The 18,205-nt window shown below is 73.0% G+C and carries 14 protein-coding genes and 1 tRNA gene; 13 read left to right on the forward strand and 2 right to left on the reverse strand.

All coding sequences use genetic code 11. From position 1 onward, the window contains the following. Nucleotides 1-11 precede the first annotated feature (11 nt). The 13 genes from obgE to EDF23_RS11235 all read left to right on the forward strand — a co-directional run bounded on the left by obgE (nucleotide 12) and on the right by EDF23_RS11235 (nucleotide 15,747). The gene (gene obgE, locus EDF23_RS11170) at nucleotides 12-1,598 is read left to right on the forward strand and encodes a GTPase ObgE (RefSeq protein WP_131878560.1); all 1,587 of its coding nucleotides are present in this window, start codon (nucleotides 12-14) and stop codon (nucleotides 1,596-1,598) included. 7 nt (nucleotides 1,599-1,605) lie between these two features. Beyond that, complete coding sequence (gene proB / locus EDF23_RS11175; protein WP_228505024.1) at nucleotides 1,606-2,424, forward strand: glutamate 5-kinase; 819 nt, start codon at nucleotides 1,606-1,608, stop codon at nucleotides 2,422-2,424. Between the two features lie 378 nt (nucleotides 2,425-2,802). Beyond that, entirely contained in the window at nucleotides 2,803-4,068 is a 1,266-nt protein-coding gene (locus tag EDF23_RS11180) for a glutamate-5-semialdehyde dehydrogenase (RefSeq protein ID WP_123293956.1), read from the forward strand. 41 nt (nucleotides 4,069-4,109) lie between these two features. After that, nucleotides 4,110-4,310 carry a hypothetical protein gene (locus EDF23_RS11185; RefSeq protein WP_123293955.1) on the forward strand — a complete coding sequence of 67 codons (201 nt, stop codon included), beginning with the start codon at nucleotides 4,110-4,112 and terminating at the stop codon, nucleotides 4,308-4,310. Between the two features lie 10 nt (nucleotides 4,311-4,320). After that, nucleotides 4,321-4,920, forward strand: coding sequence for a nicotinate-nucleotide adenylyltransferase (gene nadD / locus EDF23_RS11190; RefSeq protein WP_111084540.1), 600 nt, complete (start codon nucleotides 4,321-4,323; stop codon nucleotides 4,918-4,920). Then, entirely contained in the window at nucleotides 4,917-6,434 is a 1,518-nt protein-coding gene (locus tag EDF23_RS11200; RefSeq protein WP_165901101.1) for a hypothetical protein, read from the forward strand. Before nadD ends, EDF23_RS11200 begins: the two co-directional genes overlap by 4 nt. Before the next feature lie 131 nt (nucleotides 6,435-6,565). Beyond that, on the forward strand, nucleotides 6,566-6,940 hold the full coding sequence (rsfS, locus tag EDF23_RS11205; RefSeq protein ID WP_131921679.1) for a ribosome silencing factor: 375 nt from the start codon (nucleotides 6,566-6,568) through the stop codon (nucleotides 6,938-6,940). Nucleotides 6,941-7,048: 108 nt separating this feature from the next. After that, nucleotides 7,049-7,124: transfer RNA gene (locus tag EDF23_RS11210), tRNA-Ala, on the forward strand. Between the two features lie 78 nt (nucleotides 7,125-7,202). After that, nucleotides 7,203-8,126 carry an aldose 1-epimerase family protein gene (locus tag EDF23_RS11215; RefSeq protein WP_131921680.1) on the forward strand — a complete coding sequence of 308 codons (924 nt, stop codon included), beginning with the start codon at nucleotides 7,203-7,205 and terminating at the stop codon, nucleotides 8,124-8,126. Further along, complete coding sequence (locus EDF23_RS11220; RefSeq protein ID WP_131921681.1) at nucleotides 8,105-9,709, forward strand: anthranilate synthase component I family protein; 1,605 nt, start codon at nucleotides 8,105-8,107, stop codon at nucleotides 9,707-9,709. Before EDF23_RS11215 ends, EDF23_RS11220 begins: the two co-directional genes overlap by 22 nt. A gap of 66 nt (nucleotides 9,710-9,775) precedes the next feature. Continuing rightward, nucleotides 9,776-10,636, forward strand: a complete 861-nt coding sequence (locus tag EDF23_RS11225; protein WP_123938836.1) for a hypothetical protein — start codon at nucleotides 9,776-9,778, stop codon at nucleotides 10,634-10,636. A gap of 34 nt (nucleotides 10,637-10,670) precedes the next feature. Further along, the gene (locus EDF23_RS11230) at nucleotides 10,671-12,299 is read left to right on the forward strand and encodes a DNA polymerase Y family protein (protein ID WP_131921682.1); all 1,629 of its coding nucleotides are present in this window, start codon (nucleotides 10,671-10,673) and stop codon (nucleotides 12,297-12,299) included. A 22-nt stretch (nucleotides 12,300-12,321) separates the two neighbouring features. Then, nucleotides 12,322-15,747, forward strand: coding sequence for an error-prone DNA polymerase (locus EDF23_RS11235; RefSeq protein ID WP_131921683.1), 3,426 nt, complete (start codon nucleotides 12,322-12,324; stop codon nucleotides 15,745-15,747). A gap of 50 nt (nucleotides 15,748-15,797) precedes the next feature. Here the strand turns inward: EDF23_RS11235 and EDF23_RS11240 are convergent, their stop codons facing one another. Together EDF23_RS11240 and EDF23_RS11245 are read right to left on the reverse strand one after the other, a co-directional pair. After that, a complete protein-coding gene (locus EDF23_RS11240) occupies nucleotides 15,798-17,309 on the reverse strand; it encodes a HAMP domain-containing sensor histidine kinase (RefSeq protein WP_123293948.1) in 1,512 nt (503 codons plus the stop codon). Continuing rightward, a complete protein-coding gene (locus EDF23_RS11245) occupies nucleotides 17,306-17,983 on the reverse strand; it encodes a response regulator transcription factor (protein WP_111084549.1) in 678 nt (225 codons plus the stop codon). The genes EDF23_RS11240 and EDF23_RS11245 overlap by 4 nt, the downstream gene beginning before the upstream one ends. Nucleotides 17,984-18,205 lie beyond the last annotated feature (222 nt).

Consider the following 18,205-nt stretch of genomic DNA (forward strand, 5'->3'; position numbering starts at 1 on the left):
GGAGTGGAACCATGGCGACCTTCGTCGACCGCGTGACCCTGCACCTCAGCGCGGGGAAGGGCGGCAACGGTTGCGTCTCGGTCCGCCGTGAGAAGTTCAAGCCCCTCGCCGGGCCCGACGGTGGCAACGGCGGTGACGGCGGCGACATCGTGCTCGTGGCCGACCCGCAGGTCACCACGTTGCTCGGCTACCACCGCTCTCCGCACCGTTCGTCCAAGAACGGTCAGCCGGGCATGGGCGACCACCGCAGCGGCGTCAGCGGCGAGGTCCAGGAGCTCCCGCTCCCGATCGGCACCGTCGTGTACGACGAGGCCGGCGAGGTCATCGCCGACCTGACCGAGCCCGGCACGCGCGTCGTCGTGGCCCCCGGTGGCCAGGGCGGCCTCGGCAACGCGGCGCTCTCCACCACCAAGCGCAAGGCCCCCGGCTTCGCGCTCCTCGGCACCGAGGGCTGGGCGGGTGACATCAGCCTCGAGCTGAAGACCATCGCCGACGTCGCCCTCGTCGGGTTCCCGAGCGCCGGCAAGTCCTCGCTCATCGCCGCGATCTCGGCCGCGAAGCCGAAGATCGCCGACTACCCCTTCACCACGCTCACCCCGAACCTCGGCGTCGTCGAGTCGGGCGAGAGCCGCTTCACGGTCGCGGACGTCCCCGGGCTGATCGAGGGCGCGTCGGAGGGCAAGGGCCTCGGCCTCGAGTTCCTGCGGCACGTCGAGCGCTGCGAAGCCCTGCTGCACGTCATCGACTGCGCGACGATGGACCCGGGCCGCGACCCGATCAGCGACCTCGACGTCATCCTCGGCGAGCTCGAGCGTTACCCGGTTCCGGAGGGCCAGGTGCCGCTGCTCGAGCGTCCGCAGCTCATCGCGCTCAACAAGATCGACGTGCCGGACGCCGCCGAGCTCGCCGAGTTCGTCACCGCCGAGCTCGAGGGCCGTGGCTACCGCGTGTTCCCGATCTCCACGGCGTCGCACAAGGGTCTGCGTGAGCTGACCTTCGCGTTGGCCGAGGTCGTCGAGCAGGGTCGTGCCAAGCGCGCGGCCGAGCCCGTCGTCGAGCGCATCGTCATCCGCCCCCGTGCGGTCAACGACCAGGGCTTCACGGTCCGTGCCGAGGGCGGCGAGGAGCACCGCTTCTTCCGCGTCCGCGGCGCGAAGCCGGAGCGCTGGATCCAGCAGACCGACTTCACCAACGAGGAGGCGATCGGCTTCCTGGCCGATCGGCTCGCGAAGCTCGGCGTCGAGGACGGCCTGTTCAAGGCCGGCGCGGTGGCCGGCTCGACCGTCGTGATCGGTGGCGACGGCGGCATGGTCTTCGACTGGGAGCCGACGCTCACGTCCACCGCGGAGCTCATCACGAGCGCGCGCGGGACCGACGCCCGCATCGGTGCGACCTCGCGTCCGACCCGCAACGAGCGTCGCGAGGAGTACTTCGAGCGGATGGACGCCAAGGCGGCCGCCCGTGCCGAGCTCGAGCAGGAGCGTGTCTCCGGTCTCTGGGTGAACGACGAGGTCGTCACCAGCGACGACCCCGAGACCGGCGACCCCGAGACCGGCGTCGAGACCGGCGACTTCGAGACCAGCGACCAGAAGGACTGACCGCGGCATGACCGACACGACCGCCCGCACCGACCTCGGACCCGTCACCCGGCGAGAGGACATCCCGCGTGCGCGGCGGATCGTGGTCAAGGTCGGCTCGTCCTCGGTCAGCGGTGACGCCGCCGGCCAGATCGGTCCGCTGGTGGACGCCCTGGCCAGCGCCTACGGCCGTGGCACCGAGGTCGTGCTCGTGTCGTCCGGTGCGATCGCGACCGGGTTCCCGTTCCTCGGGCTCGAGGGCCGTCCCGACGACCTCGCCACGCAGCAGGCCGCCGCGGCCACCGGCCAGAACGTCCTGATGTTCCGGTACCAGAAGGAACTCGACCGGCACCGGGTCGTCGCGGCGCAGATCCTGCTGACCGCCGGCGACCTGCAGAACCCCACGCACCGGGTCAACGCGCAGCGCGCCATCGACCGGCTGCTCGCCCTGCGGGTGCTGCCGATCGTGAACGAGAACGACACGGTCGCCACACACGAGATCCGCTTCGGCGACAACGACCGGCTCGCCGCCCTGGTGGCTCGGTTGCTCGGTGCCGACGCGCTGGTGCTGCTGTCGGACGTCGAGGCCCTGTACACGAAGCCGCCGGAGCAGCCCGGCGCCGAGCGCATCGACGAGGTACCGTTCGGCGACGAGCTCGCGGGCGTCACCTTCGGCTCCGTCGGCAAGTCCGGCGTGGGGACCGGGGGAGCAGGCACCAAGGTCGCGGCTGCACGGCTCGCGGCCGAGGCGGGCACGTCGGTCCTGGTGACCGCCACGGCCCTCGTCGACCGCGCCCTGTCGGGCGAGCACGTCGGCACCTGGTTCCACGCCGCGCCGCGTCCCTGACACGGGTCGGACCGCGCCCGGAGCGGTCACGACTCGCTGCTGGGACGGCGCCGACCGGTCAGGGACCGTCGGTGCGGGGGTCGCGGAGCGACGGTCTGCGACCGCTCGCGTGGCGCCGGACGACGTGTCGTGACCGGTCGGCGTGGTGAACGCGACCGCCTGGAGGCCCGGCGCGGGTCCCGGGGACCGTTGCCGGGCCTCCAGGCGGTCACGACGCACCGACGGACCGCGTCGAACGGTCGGGACCGGTCGACGGGGTCGGCGCGGAGCGACGATCGGCGACCGCTCGCGTGGCGCAGGACGACGTGTCGTGACCGGTCGGCCGGCGAGACGCCGTCACGCCCGTCACGGGCCGACGAGCGGACCTAGAATCGTTCCATGTCGTCGATCGCGCCCGCCCCGACCCTGACCGACACGCTCGTGGCTGCCCGGACCGCCTCGTCGGCGCTGGCGACCGCGACGACGGCGGTCAAGGACGCCGCCCTGGTGGCGATCGCCGCCGGGGTCCGCGCCGCCACCGACGAGATCGTCGCCGCGAACCACGGTGACCTGGTCGCGGGCGAGGAGAGCGGTCTGTCCTCCGGCCTCGTCGACCGCCTCCGGCTCGACCCCGCACGCGTCGAGGCGCTGGCCACCGCGGTCGAGGACGTCGTCGGCCTGCAGGACCCGGTGGGGGAGCACCTGCGGGGCTCGTCGCTGCCGAACGGCCTGCAGCTCACCCAGGTGCGGGTGCCGTTCGGGGTCGTCGGCGCCATCTACGAGGCACGACCGAACGTCACGGTCGACATCGCCTCGCTCGCGCTGAAGTCCGGCAACGCGGTCGTGCTCCGCGGGGGTTCGGCGGCCCAGCGGACGAACGCCGTGCTCGTGGCGCGCATCCAGGACGCCGTCGAGTCGGTCGGCCTGCCGCGCGAGCTCGTGCAGACCATCGACGAGTTCGGCCGTGCCGGCGCCACCGAGCTCATGCGCGCCCGCGGCCTGGTCGACGTGCTCATCCCGCGCGGCAGCGCCTCGCTCATCCAGACCGTCGTCACCGAGTCGCAGGTCCCCGTGATCGAGACCGGTGCCGGCGTGGTGCACGTGTTCCTCGACGCATCGGCGCCCGAGCAGCGCGCCGTCGACATCGTCCTGAACAGCAAGGTGCAGCGGCCGAGCGTCTGCAACGCCCTCGAGACCCTCCTGGTGCACGAGCAGGCGGCCGAGCGGCTGCTGCCCGTGCTCGCGGACCGGCTCCGCGCCTCCGGTGTCACGCTGCGTGGCGACGACGCCACGCGGGCGATCGTGCCGGGCGTGCTGCGCGCCACCGACGAGGACTGGGCGACCGAGTCGATGGACCTCGACCTGTCGATCCGCGTCGTGCCGGACGTCGACGCCGCGATGGCGCACATCGCGCGCTGGTCCACCCACCACACCGAGTCGATCGTCACGAACGACGTCGACACGGCCGAGCGGTTCCTGGCGACGGTCGACTCGGCGGTCGTGATGGTGAACGCGTCGACGCGCTTCACCGACGGCGGGGAGTTCGGCTTCGGCGCCGAGGTGGGCATCTCGACGCAGAAGCTGCACGCGCGTGGCCCGATGGGGCTGCCGGAGCTCACGAGCACCAAGTGGATCGTGCGCGGGAACGGCCAGATCCGCGGCTAGACTGAACGGCGTCTTTCCCCGACCGAACGGAGCACCGAACGATGACCTTCCTCGCAGAAGCTGCGGAGCACGCCTCCGGGGCCCCGGCGTTCGTGTTCCCGCTCGTCGGCGCGCTGTTCTTCATCTTCCTGGGCTTCGTCACCTGGAGCTTCCGCGACGTGGCCTACCGCCACTCGCAGAAGTTCGAGGCCACCCGCCACCACGAGACGGGTGTCGACGAGTTCGGTCACACCAAGAGCTGATCTGCACCCGATGCTCGAGAGCACCGGACGACCGCGCATCGGGGTGATGGGCGGCACGTTCGACCCCATCCACCACGGTCACCTCGTCGCGGCGTCCGAGGTCGCTCGGGCGTTCGACCTGGACGAGGTCGTGTTCGTCCCCACCGGTCAGCCGTACATGAAGTCCGGCGTCACGGATGCCGAGCACCGCTACCTGATGACGGTCATCGCGACCGCGTCCAACCCGATGTTCACGGTGAGCCGCGTCGACATCGACCGCCCCGGCCCGACGTACACGGTCGACACGCTCCGCGACCTGCACGAACAGCGGCCCGACGCGCAGCTCGTCTTCATCTCGGGCGCAGACGCCGTTCAGCAGATTGTCGACTGGAAAGACCATGATGGTCTCTGGGACCTCGCGCACTTCGTCGCCGTGACGCGTCCGGGACACGACCTGAGCATCAGCGGACTCCCCGAGCGAGACGTAAGCTTGCTCGAAGTCCCCGCACTGGCCATCTCGTCGACCGACTGCCGCGACCGGGTGAGACGTGGTTCCCCCGTCTGGTACCTGGTCCCCGACGGGGTCGTCCAGTACATCTCCAAGCACCACCTGTATCGGAGCGTTGCATGAGTTCGTCCGACGCGCAGCCGCCCCTGTCGCGGCGCCAGGCGCGCGAGCGGGAGCGTGCCGCAGCAGCCGGTTCGCAGCCCGCGACGCCGCCGCCGACCGTCGCCGCACCCGCCGAGTCGACGGAACCCCGTCCTCGGCCCGGTTCGCACGTGGCACCCGCTCCCGGCGGTCCGGCCCAGTCCTCCGCTCCGGCGTCCGCCGCGACAGCGACGACGGGCACGCCGGCCTCGGCGCCCTCCGTGCCCGTGACCTCCGTTCCCGCGGCCGGGGTGTCCCCGTTCCCGCCCGCCTCGGCGACCGAGATCGTGCCCGGAAGCGGTGGTCTGACCCGCCGCCAGATCCGCCAGCAGCGCGCCGCCGAGAACCAGGCGGTCCTGCCGGTCCCGCTGCAGAACCCCACGCCGCAGTCCTCCGACCGCACCGTCGAGGACGTCCTCGGCTCGGTCGACACCATCGAGCCGACCTCGGCGCCGCGCGCCGCGGACGAGCCGTCCGGTTCCGAGACCCCCACGGTGCTCGACGAGGCAGCGGTCGCCCAGGCCACCGAGGCGGACGGGTCGCCCGACGCCCTCGAGCCGCTCGACGAAGCCGCTGCGCACGCCGAGGAGCCCCGGCGCCACCGGTCGACCTGGTCGCCGCCCGCCGACGACGCTTCCGACGCACAGCCCGAAGCCGGGGCCGCGGACGACAGCCCCGCCGCGGACGACAGCCCCGCAGAGGCTTCCAGCGACCAGCCGCGCACCGACGAGACGAACACCGACGAGACGGGCACTCACGAGACGGGTACCGACGAGACGCCGGCCGATGCGGACGCATCGGTCGACGCCGCCGCACCCGAGCACCCCACGGCCACGCCGCTCCCGGGGATCCCGGACGGTGCTCCGTCGACCCCGGCGGTGTTCCCGTTGTCCCTCGACCCCGAGGACGACGACACCAACGAGGTCCCGATCCCGGAGCCCGCACGGACCGAGCCCCCGAAGGTCCCCGCGTCCTTCCAGCGGCCGGCCGAGCCGAAGCCGATGACGACGGCCTTCGAGCCGCCCGTCGGGCACTGGTCGCAGCAGGCGCACGGCTCGAACGACGCCGAGGTGCACGACGACTCGACCGGCACCCGCCGGATCGCGGTCACCGACACCAACGCGATCATCCTGCCGAACTCGGCCCTGGCCGACCCGACCGGAGCACTGAACGCGACGGGCGAGGTGATCCTCACCGGGTCCATCGACCTGCCCGCGTCGCTGTCCTCCACGGGGTCGCACCGACCGATCGACGGTGCCGAGGTCGACCGCCTGCTCGAGCAGCACGACGAGCAGCCCGAGACCGACGCCAGCCCGGTGCGCGCCAGCCGCGCGGTGTCCAGCCACACCTCGACCCGCCAGGTCGTCCTCGCCGCCGCGAAGCCGAAGGAGTCGCGCACGCCGCTCATCCTCGGTGTCACGGTCGGCGCCGTCGGTGTCGCCGCAGCCGCGGTCATCATCGTCGCGCTCGTCACGACCCACACCTTCGGCGGCTGACGCCCCGACCCGAACCACCGATCCCGACACCTGCGTCGGCCGCGGCCTGGCCGTGCGTCGGCGGGGTGGCTTATGATCGTGACCCATCAAGCGATCCGGCTCCCTGCCGGGTCGACGACCGGAAGGAATCCGTGACCGCCTCCACTCGCGCACTGGAACTCGTGCAGGCCGCCGCTCTCGCGGCGGACGCCAAGCAGGCCGAGGACCTCGTCGCGCTCGATGTGACCGGGCCGTTGCAGCTCACGGACGTGTTCCTGCTCGCAACCGGTCGGAACGAGCGCAACGTGCAGTCCATCGCCGATGCGGTCGAGGAGCGCCTCCTCGAGCTCGGCGCCAAGACCCTCCGCCGCGAGGGCCGGAGCGAGGGCCGCTGGGTCCTCATCGACGTCGGCGACATCGTGGTCCACGTCTTCCACGACGAGGACCGTCAGTACTACTCGCTCGAGCGGCTCTGGGCAGACTGCCCGACCATCCCGCTCGCGCTCCCGGTGGACCACACCGCCTGATCAGCGACGCGCCCGGGTGACGGCTTCGATTTCGTTGCCCGGCGTTCGCATGGTGTACGCTTCTATGGTGCCTCCGGGGAACTGGTCGGCACGGAAGCAACACAATCTGGGTCTGTGGCGCAGCTGGTAGCGCACCTGCATGGCATGCAGGGGGTCAGGGGTTCGAGTCCCCTCAGATCCACCAACAACCCCCGTCGTTCCCCGGAACGGCGGGGGTTTCTTCGTGGTGCGGGTGGCCGCACGTGCCCGATACGCTGAGCGCATGAGCAACGATGCGCCGCTGTCCGGAACCCCGCTGACGATCTCCGCCGCCGGGTACACGGCCGACATCGCCACGGTCGGTGCGACGCTGCGGACCCTGCGGCACGAAGGTCGCGACCTGATCGTGCCGTTCGCCGCCGACGAGGTCCGGCCGGCGTTCCGCGGTGCCGTCCTCGCTCCGTGGCCGAACCGCGTCGTCGACGGCGAGTACTCGTTCGGCGGTGTCGACCACGAGCTCGCGCTCACCGAACCGGCACGGCACCACGCCCTGCACGGGCTGGTCGCCTGGACCGACTTCCGGGTCGAGGCGCAGGAGTCCGACCGCGTGGTGCTCGCCACCACCGTGCAGGCCCAGGCGGGCTACCCGTACCGCGTCGAGGTCCTGGTCGAGTACCGGCTGGACGACGCCGGGCTGCACACGACGATCACCGGCACGAACTCCGGCGCGGACGACGCCCCGTGGGGGACCGGCCCGCACCCGTACCTGGTCGCCGGCGCCGGCACGGTCGACGACTGGACCCTCACCCTGCCCGCGGCCGAGGTGCTCGAGGTCACGCCGGACCGGCTGATCCCGACCGACCTGGTCCCCGTGCACGACGAGTTCGACCTGCGCACCGCCACACGCATCGGCGACCGGTTCATCGACCACGCCTTCACCGGCTTCGACCGCGACGCCGACGGGGTCGCGACCATCGCCCTGACCGCAGCGGACGGCCGGGGTGTCCGCGCGACCTTCGGTCCGGTGTGCCCGTGGGTGCAGGTGCACACGGCCGACCACGTGGTCCCCGAGTACCACCGCGCCGGCCTGGCGGTCGAGCCGATGACGTGCGCCCCGGACGCCTTCAACGACGGTGTCGACCGCGGTCTCGTGGTGCTCGCCCCCGGTGCGTCCCACGCCGCCGCATGGACGATCTCCGCGATCTGACCGGTCCGTCGGCCGGCGCCCGCATCGAGGTCCGCCAGCTCGATCCGGTCCCCGACCTCGGCGCACTGGCCGCCGCGGCCGACGGCGACCTCGTGTGGCTCGACTCCGCGCTGCCGGACGGCGCACCGGAGGCCGCTCGACCACGGGCGCGATGGTCGGTGCTCACGTGGGCGGATGGGCCGTTCGGGGCCCGGTTCCGCCACCAGGACCGGCAGGCGTCCGTCGAGGTCGCCGCGCCCGCTGCCGGCTGGTTCGGCTCGTCGTCCTCCGACGACCGTCCGGCCTTCACCGTGCTGGCCGACCTCCTCGCGCGGACGCCGCAGCTGCCCGAGCCGATCGCCGGCTGCGGCTTCGCACTCGGCTGGGTCGGGTTCCTCGGGTACGAGCTCGGTCGCGAGTCCGGCGGCCCGGACCGCACCGCCGACGGCCACGCCGACGCCGACCTGCGGTTCGTGGACCGTGCCGTGGTCGTCGACCACACCGGCGATGCCTGGGCGCTGACGCTCGTCGCCGACGCGGAACCGGCGGCCAGCGCGCAGAACCGGGCGTGGCTCGAGACGGTGACCGGGTCGCCGTCGCCGGCCGACGTGGCGGACGCGGCCACGGGCCTCCCGGCCGGGGTGTCGTCAGCGGTCGGACGCACGTCGCGAGCCGACCACGAACGCGCCGTCGACGCGTGCCGCGCCGAGATCCGCGAGGGCAACGCGTTCCAGGTCTGTCTCACCACCTCCTTCTCCGTGCCGGGCAGGGGCCGGGAGGCCCGGGTCGGCCCCGGCACGGACCCGCACCTGTCCGACCCGCACCTGTCCGACCCGCACCTGTCCGACCCGCATCTGTACGACCCGCACCTGTACGACTACATCCGGATGCGGGCGTCGGACCCCGTCCCGTTCGGTGCGTACCTGCGGCTCGGCCCGCTGCGCGTGGCGAGCCGGTCGCCGGAGCGGTTCCTGCGGATCGCCGCGGACCGCACCGTGCTGGCGGAACCGATCAAGGGCACGCGGCGACGACTCGCCGACGCTGCCGCCGACGCGGCCGTGCGGGACGAACTCGCGGCGAGCGCCAAGGACCGTGCCGAGAACGTGATGATCGTGGACCTGCTGCGGAACGACCTGCTGCGGACGGCGATCCCCGGGTCGGTGCACGTCGAACGGCTGTGCGCGGTCGAGACCTACGCGAGCGTGCACCAGATGGTGTCGACGATCGGTGCCGTGCTGCCGTCGGGGACGGCGCCGGCGGACGTGGTGCGGGCGGCGTTCCCACCGGGGTCGATGACCGGCGCGCCGAAGATCAGCGCGATGGCGATCGCCGACCGGCTCGAGGGCGCGCCGCGCGGAGTGTACTCGGGGACGATCGGGTACTTCTCGGCGAGCGGGGCGGTCGACCTGTCGGTGGTCATCCGGACACTGGTGACGGTGGTGGACGCCCCGGGCGGCGGGGTGGGTCCGGTCGAGGTCCGGTCGCGGACGCTCGGGGCCGGGGGAGCGGTGACGTGGTCGTCGGTGGCGGCGGACGAGGCGGACGAGGTCGAGACGAAGACGCGGTCGGTGCTCGGCGCGGTCGGAGCGGTGGCGACGTGGTGAGCTGACCGAACACGCGTTCGACCCGATTGTCCACGGATGTCGGACGCGATTGACATCATCGAACACATGTTCGAATATGAGGGCATGCAGACAGCGGCGGCACTCCGGTCGCCCGGCCCGGACCGGGTCGGGCGGGGCGGTGCTGCGCGCGGGGGTTCGGGTGCTGCGCGCGCGGGCGCAGGTGCTGCGCGTGGGGGCGGCGCGGGCGCTGCGGACCACCTCGGTGACGCCCGGGCGGCGCTCGACCGCATCACGTCCCTGCGGTCCCGGGTCACCGACATGGAGTCCACCCGTGTCGACACCGCTGGGCTCCCGACCGCCTCCGCTCTCGAACCCCTGCTGCCCGGCGGTGCGATCCGGGTCGGCGGCACCTACGCCGTCCCCGAGTCGGTGCTGCTCGCGATCACCATGCTGCAGGCGGCCTCGGCGTCCGGTGCGTGGTGCGCGGTCGTCGGGGTGCCGTCCTTCGGGATCGAGGCCGCGGCCGCCGCGGGGATCGACCTCGAGCGGCTCGTGCTCGTCCCCGATCCGGGCGACCAGTGGCTCGCGGTGACCGCGGCGATGGCCGACGTCGCCCAGATCGTCCTCACCCGGCCGCTCGGCCGGGTGGTGCCGGGCGACGTCGCCCGCCTGTCGGCCCGGCTCCGGCAACGCGGCGGGGCCCTCGTCGCGCTCGGGTCCTGGCCGGGAGCGGACGTCACGCTGCGGATCACGTCGTCGGTGTGGAGCGGCATCGGGCAGGGCCACGGGCACCTGACCGAGCGTCGCGCCACCGTGACGGCGACCGGTCGTGCGGGTGCCGTGCGCCCCACGAGCGCCGAACTGCTCCTGCCCGCGGCCGACGGCACGGTCCGGACGGCGACCCCCGTGCCGTCGGTGGGGTCCGGCGACACCCGGGTGCTGCGGCCCGTGGCGGTGGCGTCGTGATCGCCGGGGTGCTGCTGGGCGTGGCGGTGGCGTCGTGATCGCGCCGGGGCGTGTCCGTGCCGACGCGATCGCCCGCGGCGGGGCGCTGCCCGAGCCACCGCCGACCCGCACCATCGTGCTCTGGTGCCCGGACTGGCCGGTGATCGCGGCGGCCCGCGCGGCCGGGGCGCCGCCGGAGCAACCCTTCGCCGTGGTCGCGAAGGGTCTGGTGTTCGCGAGCTCCGCGTCCGCACGGCAGCACGGCGTCGTCCGGGGCCTCCGGGTGCGCGAGGCACAGGCGCGCTGTCCGGAGCTCGTCGTGCACCCCTACGACGACGCCCTCGACCACCGCGCGTTCGAACCCGTCATCCGCGCGGTCGAGGCGGCCGTCCCCGGGGTCGAGGTACTGCGGCCCGGCACCCTCGCCCTGCGTGCCCGGGGGCCGGCGCGGTACTACGGCGGCGAGCGGGCGGCCGCGGCGACCCTGGCGGGGATCGCGGCCGACCACGGCGCCCCGGCGGTGCGGGCCGGTGTGGCGGACACCCCGTTTGCGGCGGAGCAGGCGGCACGGGCCCGGCCGGTGCGTCCCGGCGAACGGGTACGGATCGTGCCGGTCTCCGGCTCGTCGGACTTCCTGGCGGCCCTGCCCCTCGGTGTGCTCGGCGACCCCGAGCTCGCGACGGTGCTCGACCGGCTCGGCATCACCACGCTGGGCGATTTCGCGTCGCTCAGTGACGAGCAGGTCCGCGACCGGTTCGGGGTCGCCGGGGCGTTCCTGCACCGGCTGGCCGGCGGACGCGACCCGCGGGAGATCTCGGCACGCGCGATCCCGCCCGAGCTCCGGATCGAGGCCGCCTTCGAGCCCCCGCTCGACCGTGCCGACCAGATCGCGTTCGCGTTCCGGCGCTCCGCCGACGACTTCGCCGCACGCCTCCGCGCCGCGGGGCTGGTCGCGACGACCATCCGGGTGGGGATCGTTGACGAGCGGGACATCCTGCTCGAACGCACGTGGGCGCACCCCCGGTGGTTCGACGCCGCCGACGTCGTCGACCGGGTGCGGTGGCAGCTCGCCGGCGGGGTCGACCCGACCGGGCTCGAGGCCCCCGTCACCTCGGTCGTGCTCGAGCCGGTCGCCGTCGACGACATGGCGAACCACGAACGCGGACTCTGGGGCTCCGGACCGGACGAGCGCGTGCACCACGGGCTGGCCCGGATCCAGGGCATGGTCGGGCACGACGGGGTGGTGAGCCCGCGGGTCGGTGGTGGCCGGACCCTGTCCGAGCGGGTGGTGCTCGTGCCGTGGGGCGACGCCCCGCCCGGCGGCGAGCGTGCCCTGGCCACCGTGCGCGACCGCCCGTGGCCCGGCAAACTGCCCGGGCCGCCGCCCGCCACCGTCCTCGAGCGTCCCCGGCCGGTCGACGTGGTCTCCGGCGACGGCGCGAGCGTCGACGTCGACGACCGCGGCGTGCTGTCCGGCGCACCCGAACGGTTCCGCGCCGAGGGGGACCGGGGCGGCGGGTTCGCACCCGTCACGGCCTGGGCGGGCCCCTGGCCGCTCGTCGTGCGGTGGTGGGAGTCCGGCGGCCGACGACTGCACCGGCTGCAGCTCGTCGACGCCGAGGGCCGTGCCTGGTACCTGGTGCTGGCGGACCACCGGTGGTGGGCGGAGGCGATCGCCACGTGAACCGATCCAGGAGCAGGACCTGATGGGCTACAGCAACCCACCCGTGCCGTGGTCGCAGTTCGAACGCGCCCTGTCGGACAAGCGCAGTCCGGGGACGGCGAAGGCCGGCGACGGCGGGGACAGCCCGGCGTGGTCGCGGAAGCGCGAGCCGTACGTCCCCACGGACCAGCCGGCGGCTGCGGACGACGGCCCTCCGGTCGTGCCGTACGCCGAGCTGCACGCGCACTCGGCCTTCAGCTTCCTCGACGGTGCCAGCCAGCCCGAGCAGCTGTTCGAGGAAGCCGCACGGCTGCGCCTGCACGCCCTCGCCCTCACCGACCACGACGGCTTCTACGGTGCCGCCCGGATGGCCGAGGTCGCCGAGGCGTACCCGCAGGTCGGCACCGTCTACGGCACCGAGCTCTCGCTGGGCCTGACCGAACCGCAGAACGGCGTCCCCGATCCCGAGGGCTCCCACCTGCTCCTGCTCGCCGACGGGCAGGACGGCTACCACCGGCTCGCAGGCGCGGTGACGAGTGCGCACCTCGCGGCCGGGTCCGAGAAGGGCAGCCCGCGCTACGACCTCGACGAGCTCGCGGGACGGGCCGACGGACACTGGCGGGTGCTCACCGGGTGCCGGAAGGGCACCGTCCGGCAGGCGCTCGAGCAGGGCGGGGAGTCCGCGGCGGAGACCGCGCTGCGCGTGCTGCTCGACCGCTTCGGGCGCAGCAACGTCGTGGTGGAGCTCCTCGACCACGGCGACCCGCTCGACAGTGCGCGGAACGACGTGCTCGCGACCCTCGCCGAGCGGTACACGCTGCCCCTGGTCGCGACCGGCAACGTCCACTACGCCACCCCGGACCGGTTCCCGGTGGCGACGGCGCTGGCCGCGGTCCGGGCCCGGCGCAGCCTCGACGAGATCGACGGGTGGCTGCCGGCCGCCGACACCGCGCACCTGCGCTCCGGCGCCGAGATGACCCGGCGGTTCGGGCGGTACCCGGGGGCGATCGGGAACACCGTCGCGCTGGCCGACGAACTCGGGTTCCGCCTGCGCACGGTCAAGCCCGGGCTGCCCGACCTCGACGTGCCGGACGGCCACACCGCGATGTCCTGGTTGCGGGAGCTCACCTGGACGGGTGCCCGTCGGCTCTACCCCGGCAGCGCCGACGGCGTGGACCCGCAGAAGCGCGAGCGCATCGAACGCGAGCTCGCGGTGATCGAGGACAAGAACTTCCCCGGCTACTTCCTGATCGTGCGCGACATGGTGCAGTACGCCCGCGGCCGGGGGATCCTCTGCCAGGGGCGGGGTTCCGCCGCGAACTCCGCGGTCTGCTACCTGCTCGAGATCACCGCGGTGGACTCGATCCGCTACGGCCTGCCGTTCGAGCGGTTCCTGTCGGCGATGCGCGACGAAGAGCCCGACATCGACGTCGACTTCGACTCGGACCGCCGCGAAGAGGTGATCCAGTACGTCTACGAGAAGTACGGCCGGTACAACGCCGCCCAGGTCGCGAACGTCATCACGTACCGCCCGAAGGGTGCCGTCCGCGACATGGCGAAGGCCCTCGGCCACAGCCCGGGGCAGCAGGACGCCTGGTCGAAGCAGGTCGAACGGTGGGGCTCGGTGACCGAGAGCCAGGACCACGACATCCCGCCGGCCGTCGTCGGGCTGGCGAGCGACGTCCTGGGCTTCCCGCGCCACCTCGGCATCCACTCGGGCGGCATGGTGCTCACCGACCGGCCGGTGGGCGAGGTCGTGCCGATCGAGCACGCGCGGATGGACGGCCGCACCGTGCTGCAGTGGGACAAGGACGACTGCGCCTTCATGGGGCTCGTGAAGTTCGACATGCTCGGCCTCGGCATGCTCGCGGCGCTGCAGTACTCGTTCGACCTGGCGGCGGAGCACTGCGGTGAGCGCTGGGAGATGCACTCCATGCCGAAGGAGGAACAGGGCGTCTACGACCAGCTCTGCCGAGCCGACACCATCGGGGTGTTCCAGGTGGAGTCCCGCGCGCAGATGGGCACCCTGCCCCGGCTGCTCCCACGGCGGTTCTACGACCTGGTGATCGAGGTCGCCCTCGTCCGCCCCGGCCCGATCCAGGGCGGTGCCGTGCACCCCTACATCCGGCGTCGGACCGGCGAGGAACCGATCACGTACATCCACCCGTCGCTCGAACCGGTGCTCGAACGCACCCTCGGGGTGCCGCTGTTCCAGGAGCAGCTCATGCAGATGGCGATCGCGGTCGGCAACTGCTCGGGCGACGACGCCGACCTGCTCCGGCGGGCGATGGGGTCGAAGCGCGGCCACGAGAAGATCGACCGGCTGCGCGACAAGCTCTACGCGGGCATGTCGGACAACGGCATCCACGGCGAGGACGCCGACGCGATCTACGCGAAGATCCAGGCGTTCGCGAACTTCGGCTTCGCGGAGAGCCACTCGATCAGCTTCGCCCTGATCGTCTACGCGAGCGCCTGGATGCGCCTGCACTACCCGGGGGCGTTCCTGGCCGCGCTGCTCCGCGCGCAGCCGATGGGGTTCTACTCACCGCAGACCCTGGTCGCCGACGCCCGTCGGCACGGCGTCCAGGTGCTCCGACCGGACATCCTGCGCTCGGGTGTCGACGCGACGCTCGAACCGCTCGGCGACGACCAGGTGGTGCCCCCGTGCGGTGACGACGCCTGCCTGCACACCGAGCAGCCGCCGGTGCTGCCCTTCGACAAGGCACTGCCCGACGACACCGCACGGCACCGCCGCGACGGCGCGTTCGCGGTCCGGCTCGGACTCGCCGAGGTCGCCTCGCTCAGCCGGAAGAGCGCCGAGAAGATCGTCGCCGAGCGTGACGCGAACGGCCCCTTCGTCGACATGTCCGACCTGGCCCGCCGGGTGGGGCTGACGACGGCGCAGCTCGAGGCGCTCGCCGCTGCCGACGCCTTCGCCCCGTTCGACATCGACCGCCGCGGTGCGATGTGGTCGGCGGCCCAGGCCGCTGCGGAGCGCGCCGATCAGCTGCCCGACACGCAGGTCGTCGTCCAACCGCCGCTGTTCGGGCAGATGACGAGCGGCGACGTCCTGATCGCCGACATGTGGTCGACGGGCATGACGACCGACGACCACCCCGTCCGGCACGTGCGCGACCGGCTCGCCGCCCGCCGGGTGCTCAGCGTGCAGGACACCGCGACAGCCGAGACCGGGCGGCGGGTCGAGATCGGCGGGATCGTCACGCACCGGCAGCGTCCGGCGACGGCATCGGGTATCACGTTCATGAACGTCGAGGACGAGACCGGGCTGGTCAACGTCATCTGCAGCGTCGGGGTGTGGGGCCGCTACCGCCGGGTCGCCCGGGAATCCCCGGCGGTGATCGTCCGCGGCATCCTCGAGCGGTCGCCCGACGGCGTGGTCAACCTGGTGGCGGACCGGATCGAGCACCTGTCGCTGTCCGTGCGCACGCGGTCGCGGGACTTCCAGTGAGTGGTCGCGGGCAGCGGTCCGCGCGCGGCGGGCGCGGAGGAGGCGCGCGGCTACTCGACCTCGGGCAGTCGCACCGTGACCTCGAGTCCGCCGGAGCGCACGTTCCGCAGCGATGCCGTCCCGCCGGCGCGTTCGGCCACCGCACGGACGATCGCGAGCCCCAGCCCGGATCCACCCGGCAGGGCGATCGCACCGGTGGCCGGATCAGGGTTCGGGCGCGACTTCCGGGCCTCGTCCGGTCGGGTGAACCGGTCGAACGCCACCGGGATGAACGACTCGGGGACACCGGGGCCGTCGTCGGTGACCTGCAGGACGCCCTCGCCGCCGGTGCTGCGCCAGGACACGAAGATGCCGCCGCCGCGGGGGAGCGCCGACACCGCGTTGCCCGCGATGTTCGTGACGAGCTGTGCCATGCCGCCGGTGTCGAGCCGGTAGCGGGGCTCGTGGGTCCCACCGCCGATGCCGGGCCCGGAGCCACCGACGGCCACCGGGGCCTCGAGGTCGAAGTCGACGGTGACGTCCTTGGCCGACGCGATGAGCCGGACCCGGTCGACGGCCGCCATGACCTCGTCGCCGAGGTCGGACCAGGCGGTCTCCGGGCGCTGGTCGCCGTCCTGTTCCCGCCGTTCGGACTCCTCGATCCGCGACAACGCGAGCAGGTCGTTCGCCAACCGGGAGAGCCGGGCGACGCTGTGCTTGGCGCGCTCGATGTGGGCAGCCAGGGCGGCGGCGTCGTCACCGTCGAGCGACGCCAGGTCGAGCTGGGTGGTCAGGATGGCGAGCGGTGTGCGGAGCTCGTGGCTGGCGTCGGACACCATCTGCCGTTCCCGCTCGGTGGCCTGGCGCGTGCGGGCGAGGAAGGCGTTGAGGGTCGTGGCCAGGGACGCGAGTTCGTCCTGCGCGGGGCCGACGGGCAGCTCGGCCCGTTCGGGCGCGACGGACAGCCGCTCGGCCTCTCGGCGCATGCGGTTGACGGGACGGAGTGCCGCGGTCGCCAGGATCCACGAAGCGACGCCGAAGGCGAGCAGGATCGCGACGCCGGTGAGCGACAGGGTCGAGGTGAGGTCGTCGACCACGATCGCCTCGGCCTGCGAGTTCCGGGCGGCGACGACCGTCCACCGGCCGGCCTGGTTCACGGGGTGTTCGACGACCACGCGGTACTCGGACCCGGACACCCGGATGATCGAGGTGCCGGCCGGAGTGGAGGTCAGGCTGCCGAGAGCGCTCTCCACCCGGGTGGGCATCGTCGAGAGCACGATGTCGCCGGACGGTGAGACCACGGCGACGAGCTGCGCGTTGCCCGGCGGGGACAGGTCGGGATCGCTGTCCACCTCGAGCGTGGCGACGTACGGGTCGGCGTCGGCGTCCAACAGGGTGCGGGTCGCACTCGCGACGACGCTGACCACCTGGAACCGCATCACCAGCACGAGCAGCACGATCACGACCGCGGCGATCGCCGTCGAGCCGATCGTGATCCGTGCCCGCAGGGACAGCAGGCGCAGGGGGCGGACCAGACCGCGTCGTGGGCGGTCCGGCCCCGGGCGAGCGGAGGCCCCGCTCACGCCCCGAGCAGATCCAGGCGGTACCCGCGGCCGCGCACGGTGGCGATCGCGACGGTGGCCTCGTGGGCGACGAGCTTCTTGCGGAGGTACGAGATGTACTGCTCGACGACGTTCGGGTCGACGTGCTGCGAGCCGTCCCAGACCTCTTCGAGGATCTTCGGCCGGTCGACCACGCTGCCGGCGGAGCGAGCCAGCAGGCGGAGCAGCGCGAACTCGGTCGGGCTGACGGCGACGCGCTGGCCCTTGATCGAGATGCGACGGGCCTCGGAGTCGATCGAGACGTCGCCGACCTCGATCGTGCGGGGTGCCCCGGCGGACTCGCGGCGACCGAGGGCGCGGAGCCGGGCGGTGAGCTCGGCGAACGCGAACGGCTTGGTGAGGTAGTCGTCCGCGCCGGCGTCGAGGCCGAACACGCGGTCGTCCACGGCGTCGCGCGCGGTGACGAGCAGGATCCGCACGGGGTCCTCGCGCTCGCGGATGCGTCGTGCGAGCTCGAACCCGGACATGCCGGGCATCATCACGTCCACGACGGCCAGGTCGAACGCCTGCTCGCCGAGGGCGATGAGCGCCTCGACCCCGTTCTCCACCGCCGTCACGCGGTACCCCTCGGCAGCGAGACCGCGCTCCATCAGGGCACGCATCTCGTCGTCGTCCTCGACCACCAACAGCCGCATAGTGGACCTCCTCGGACCCATCGTGGCATCGAACGGGCGCGGAGGGTCGATGCCCGGGCCGAACTCACTGAATCTCGTCACAGGAGCGGGTACCGTGGCTGCCAGGCCACCGGGCAGAACGGTCTGTCCCGCGTTCTAGGGACATGAGGACTTCTTGCTTCATTGGTAGGATCACCTGGCGGACAGCGCTTACCCGAAGGGCGGTCCGTTGCACCAGGGGGC

Source organism: Curtobacterium sp. PhB128, assembly GCF_004340725.1.
GTDB lineage: Bacteria > Actinomycetota > Actinomycetes > Actinomycetales > Microbacteriaceae > Curtobacterium.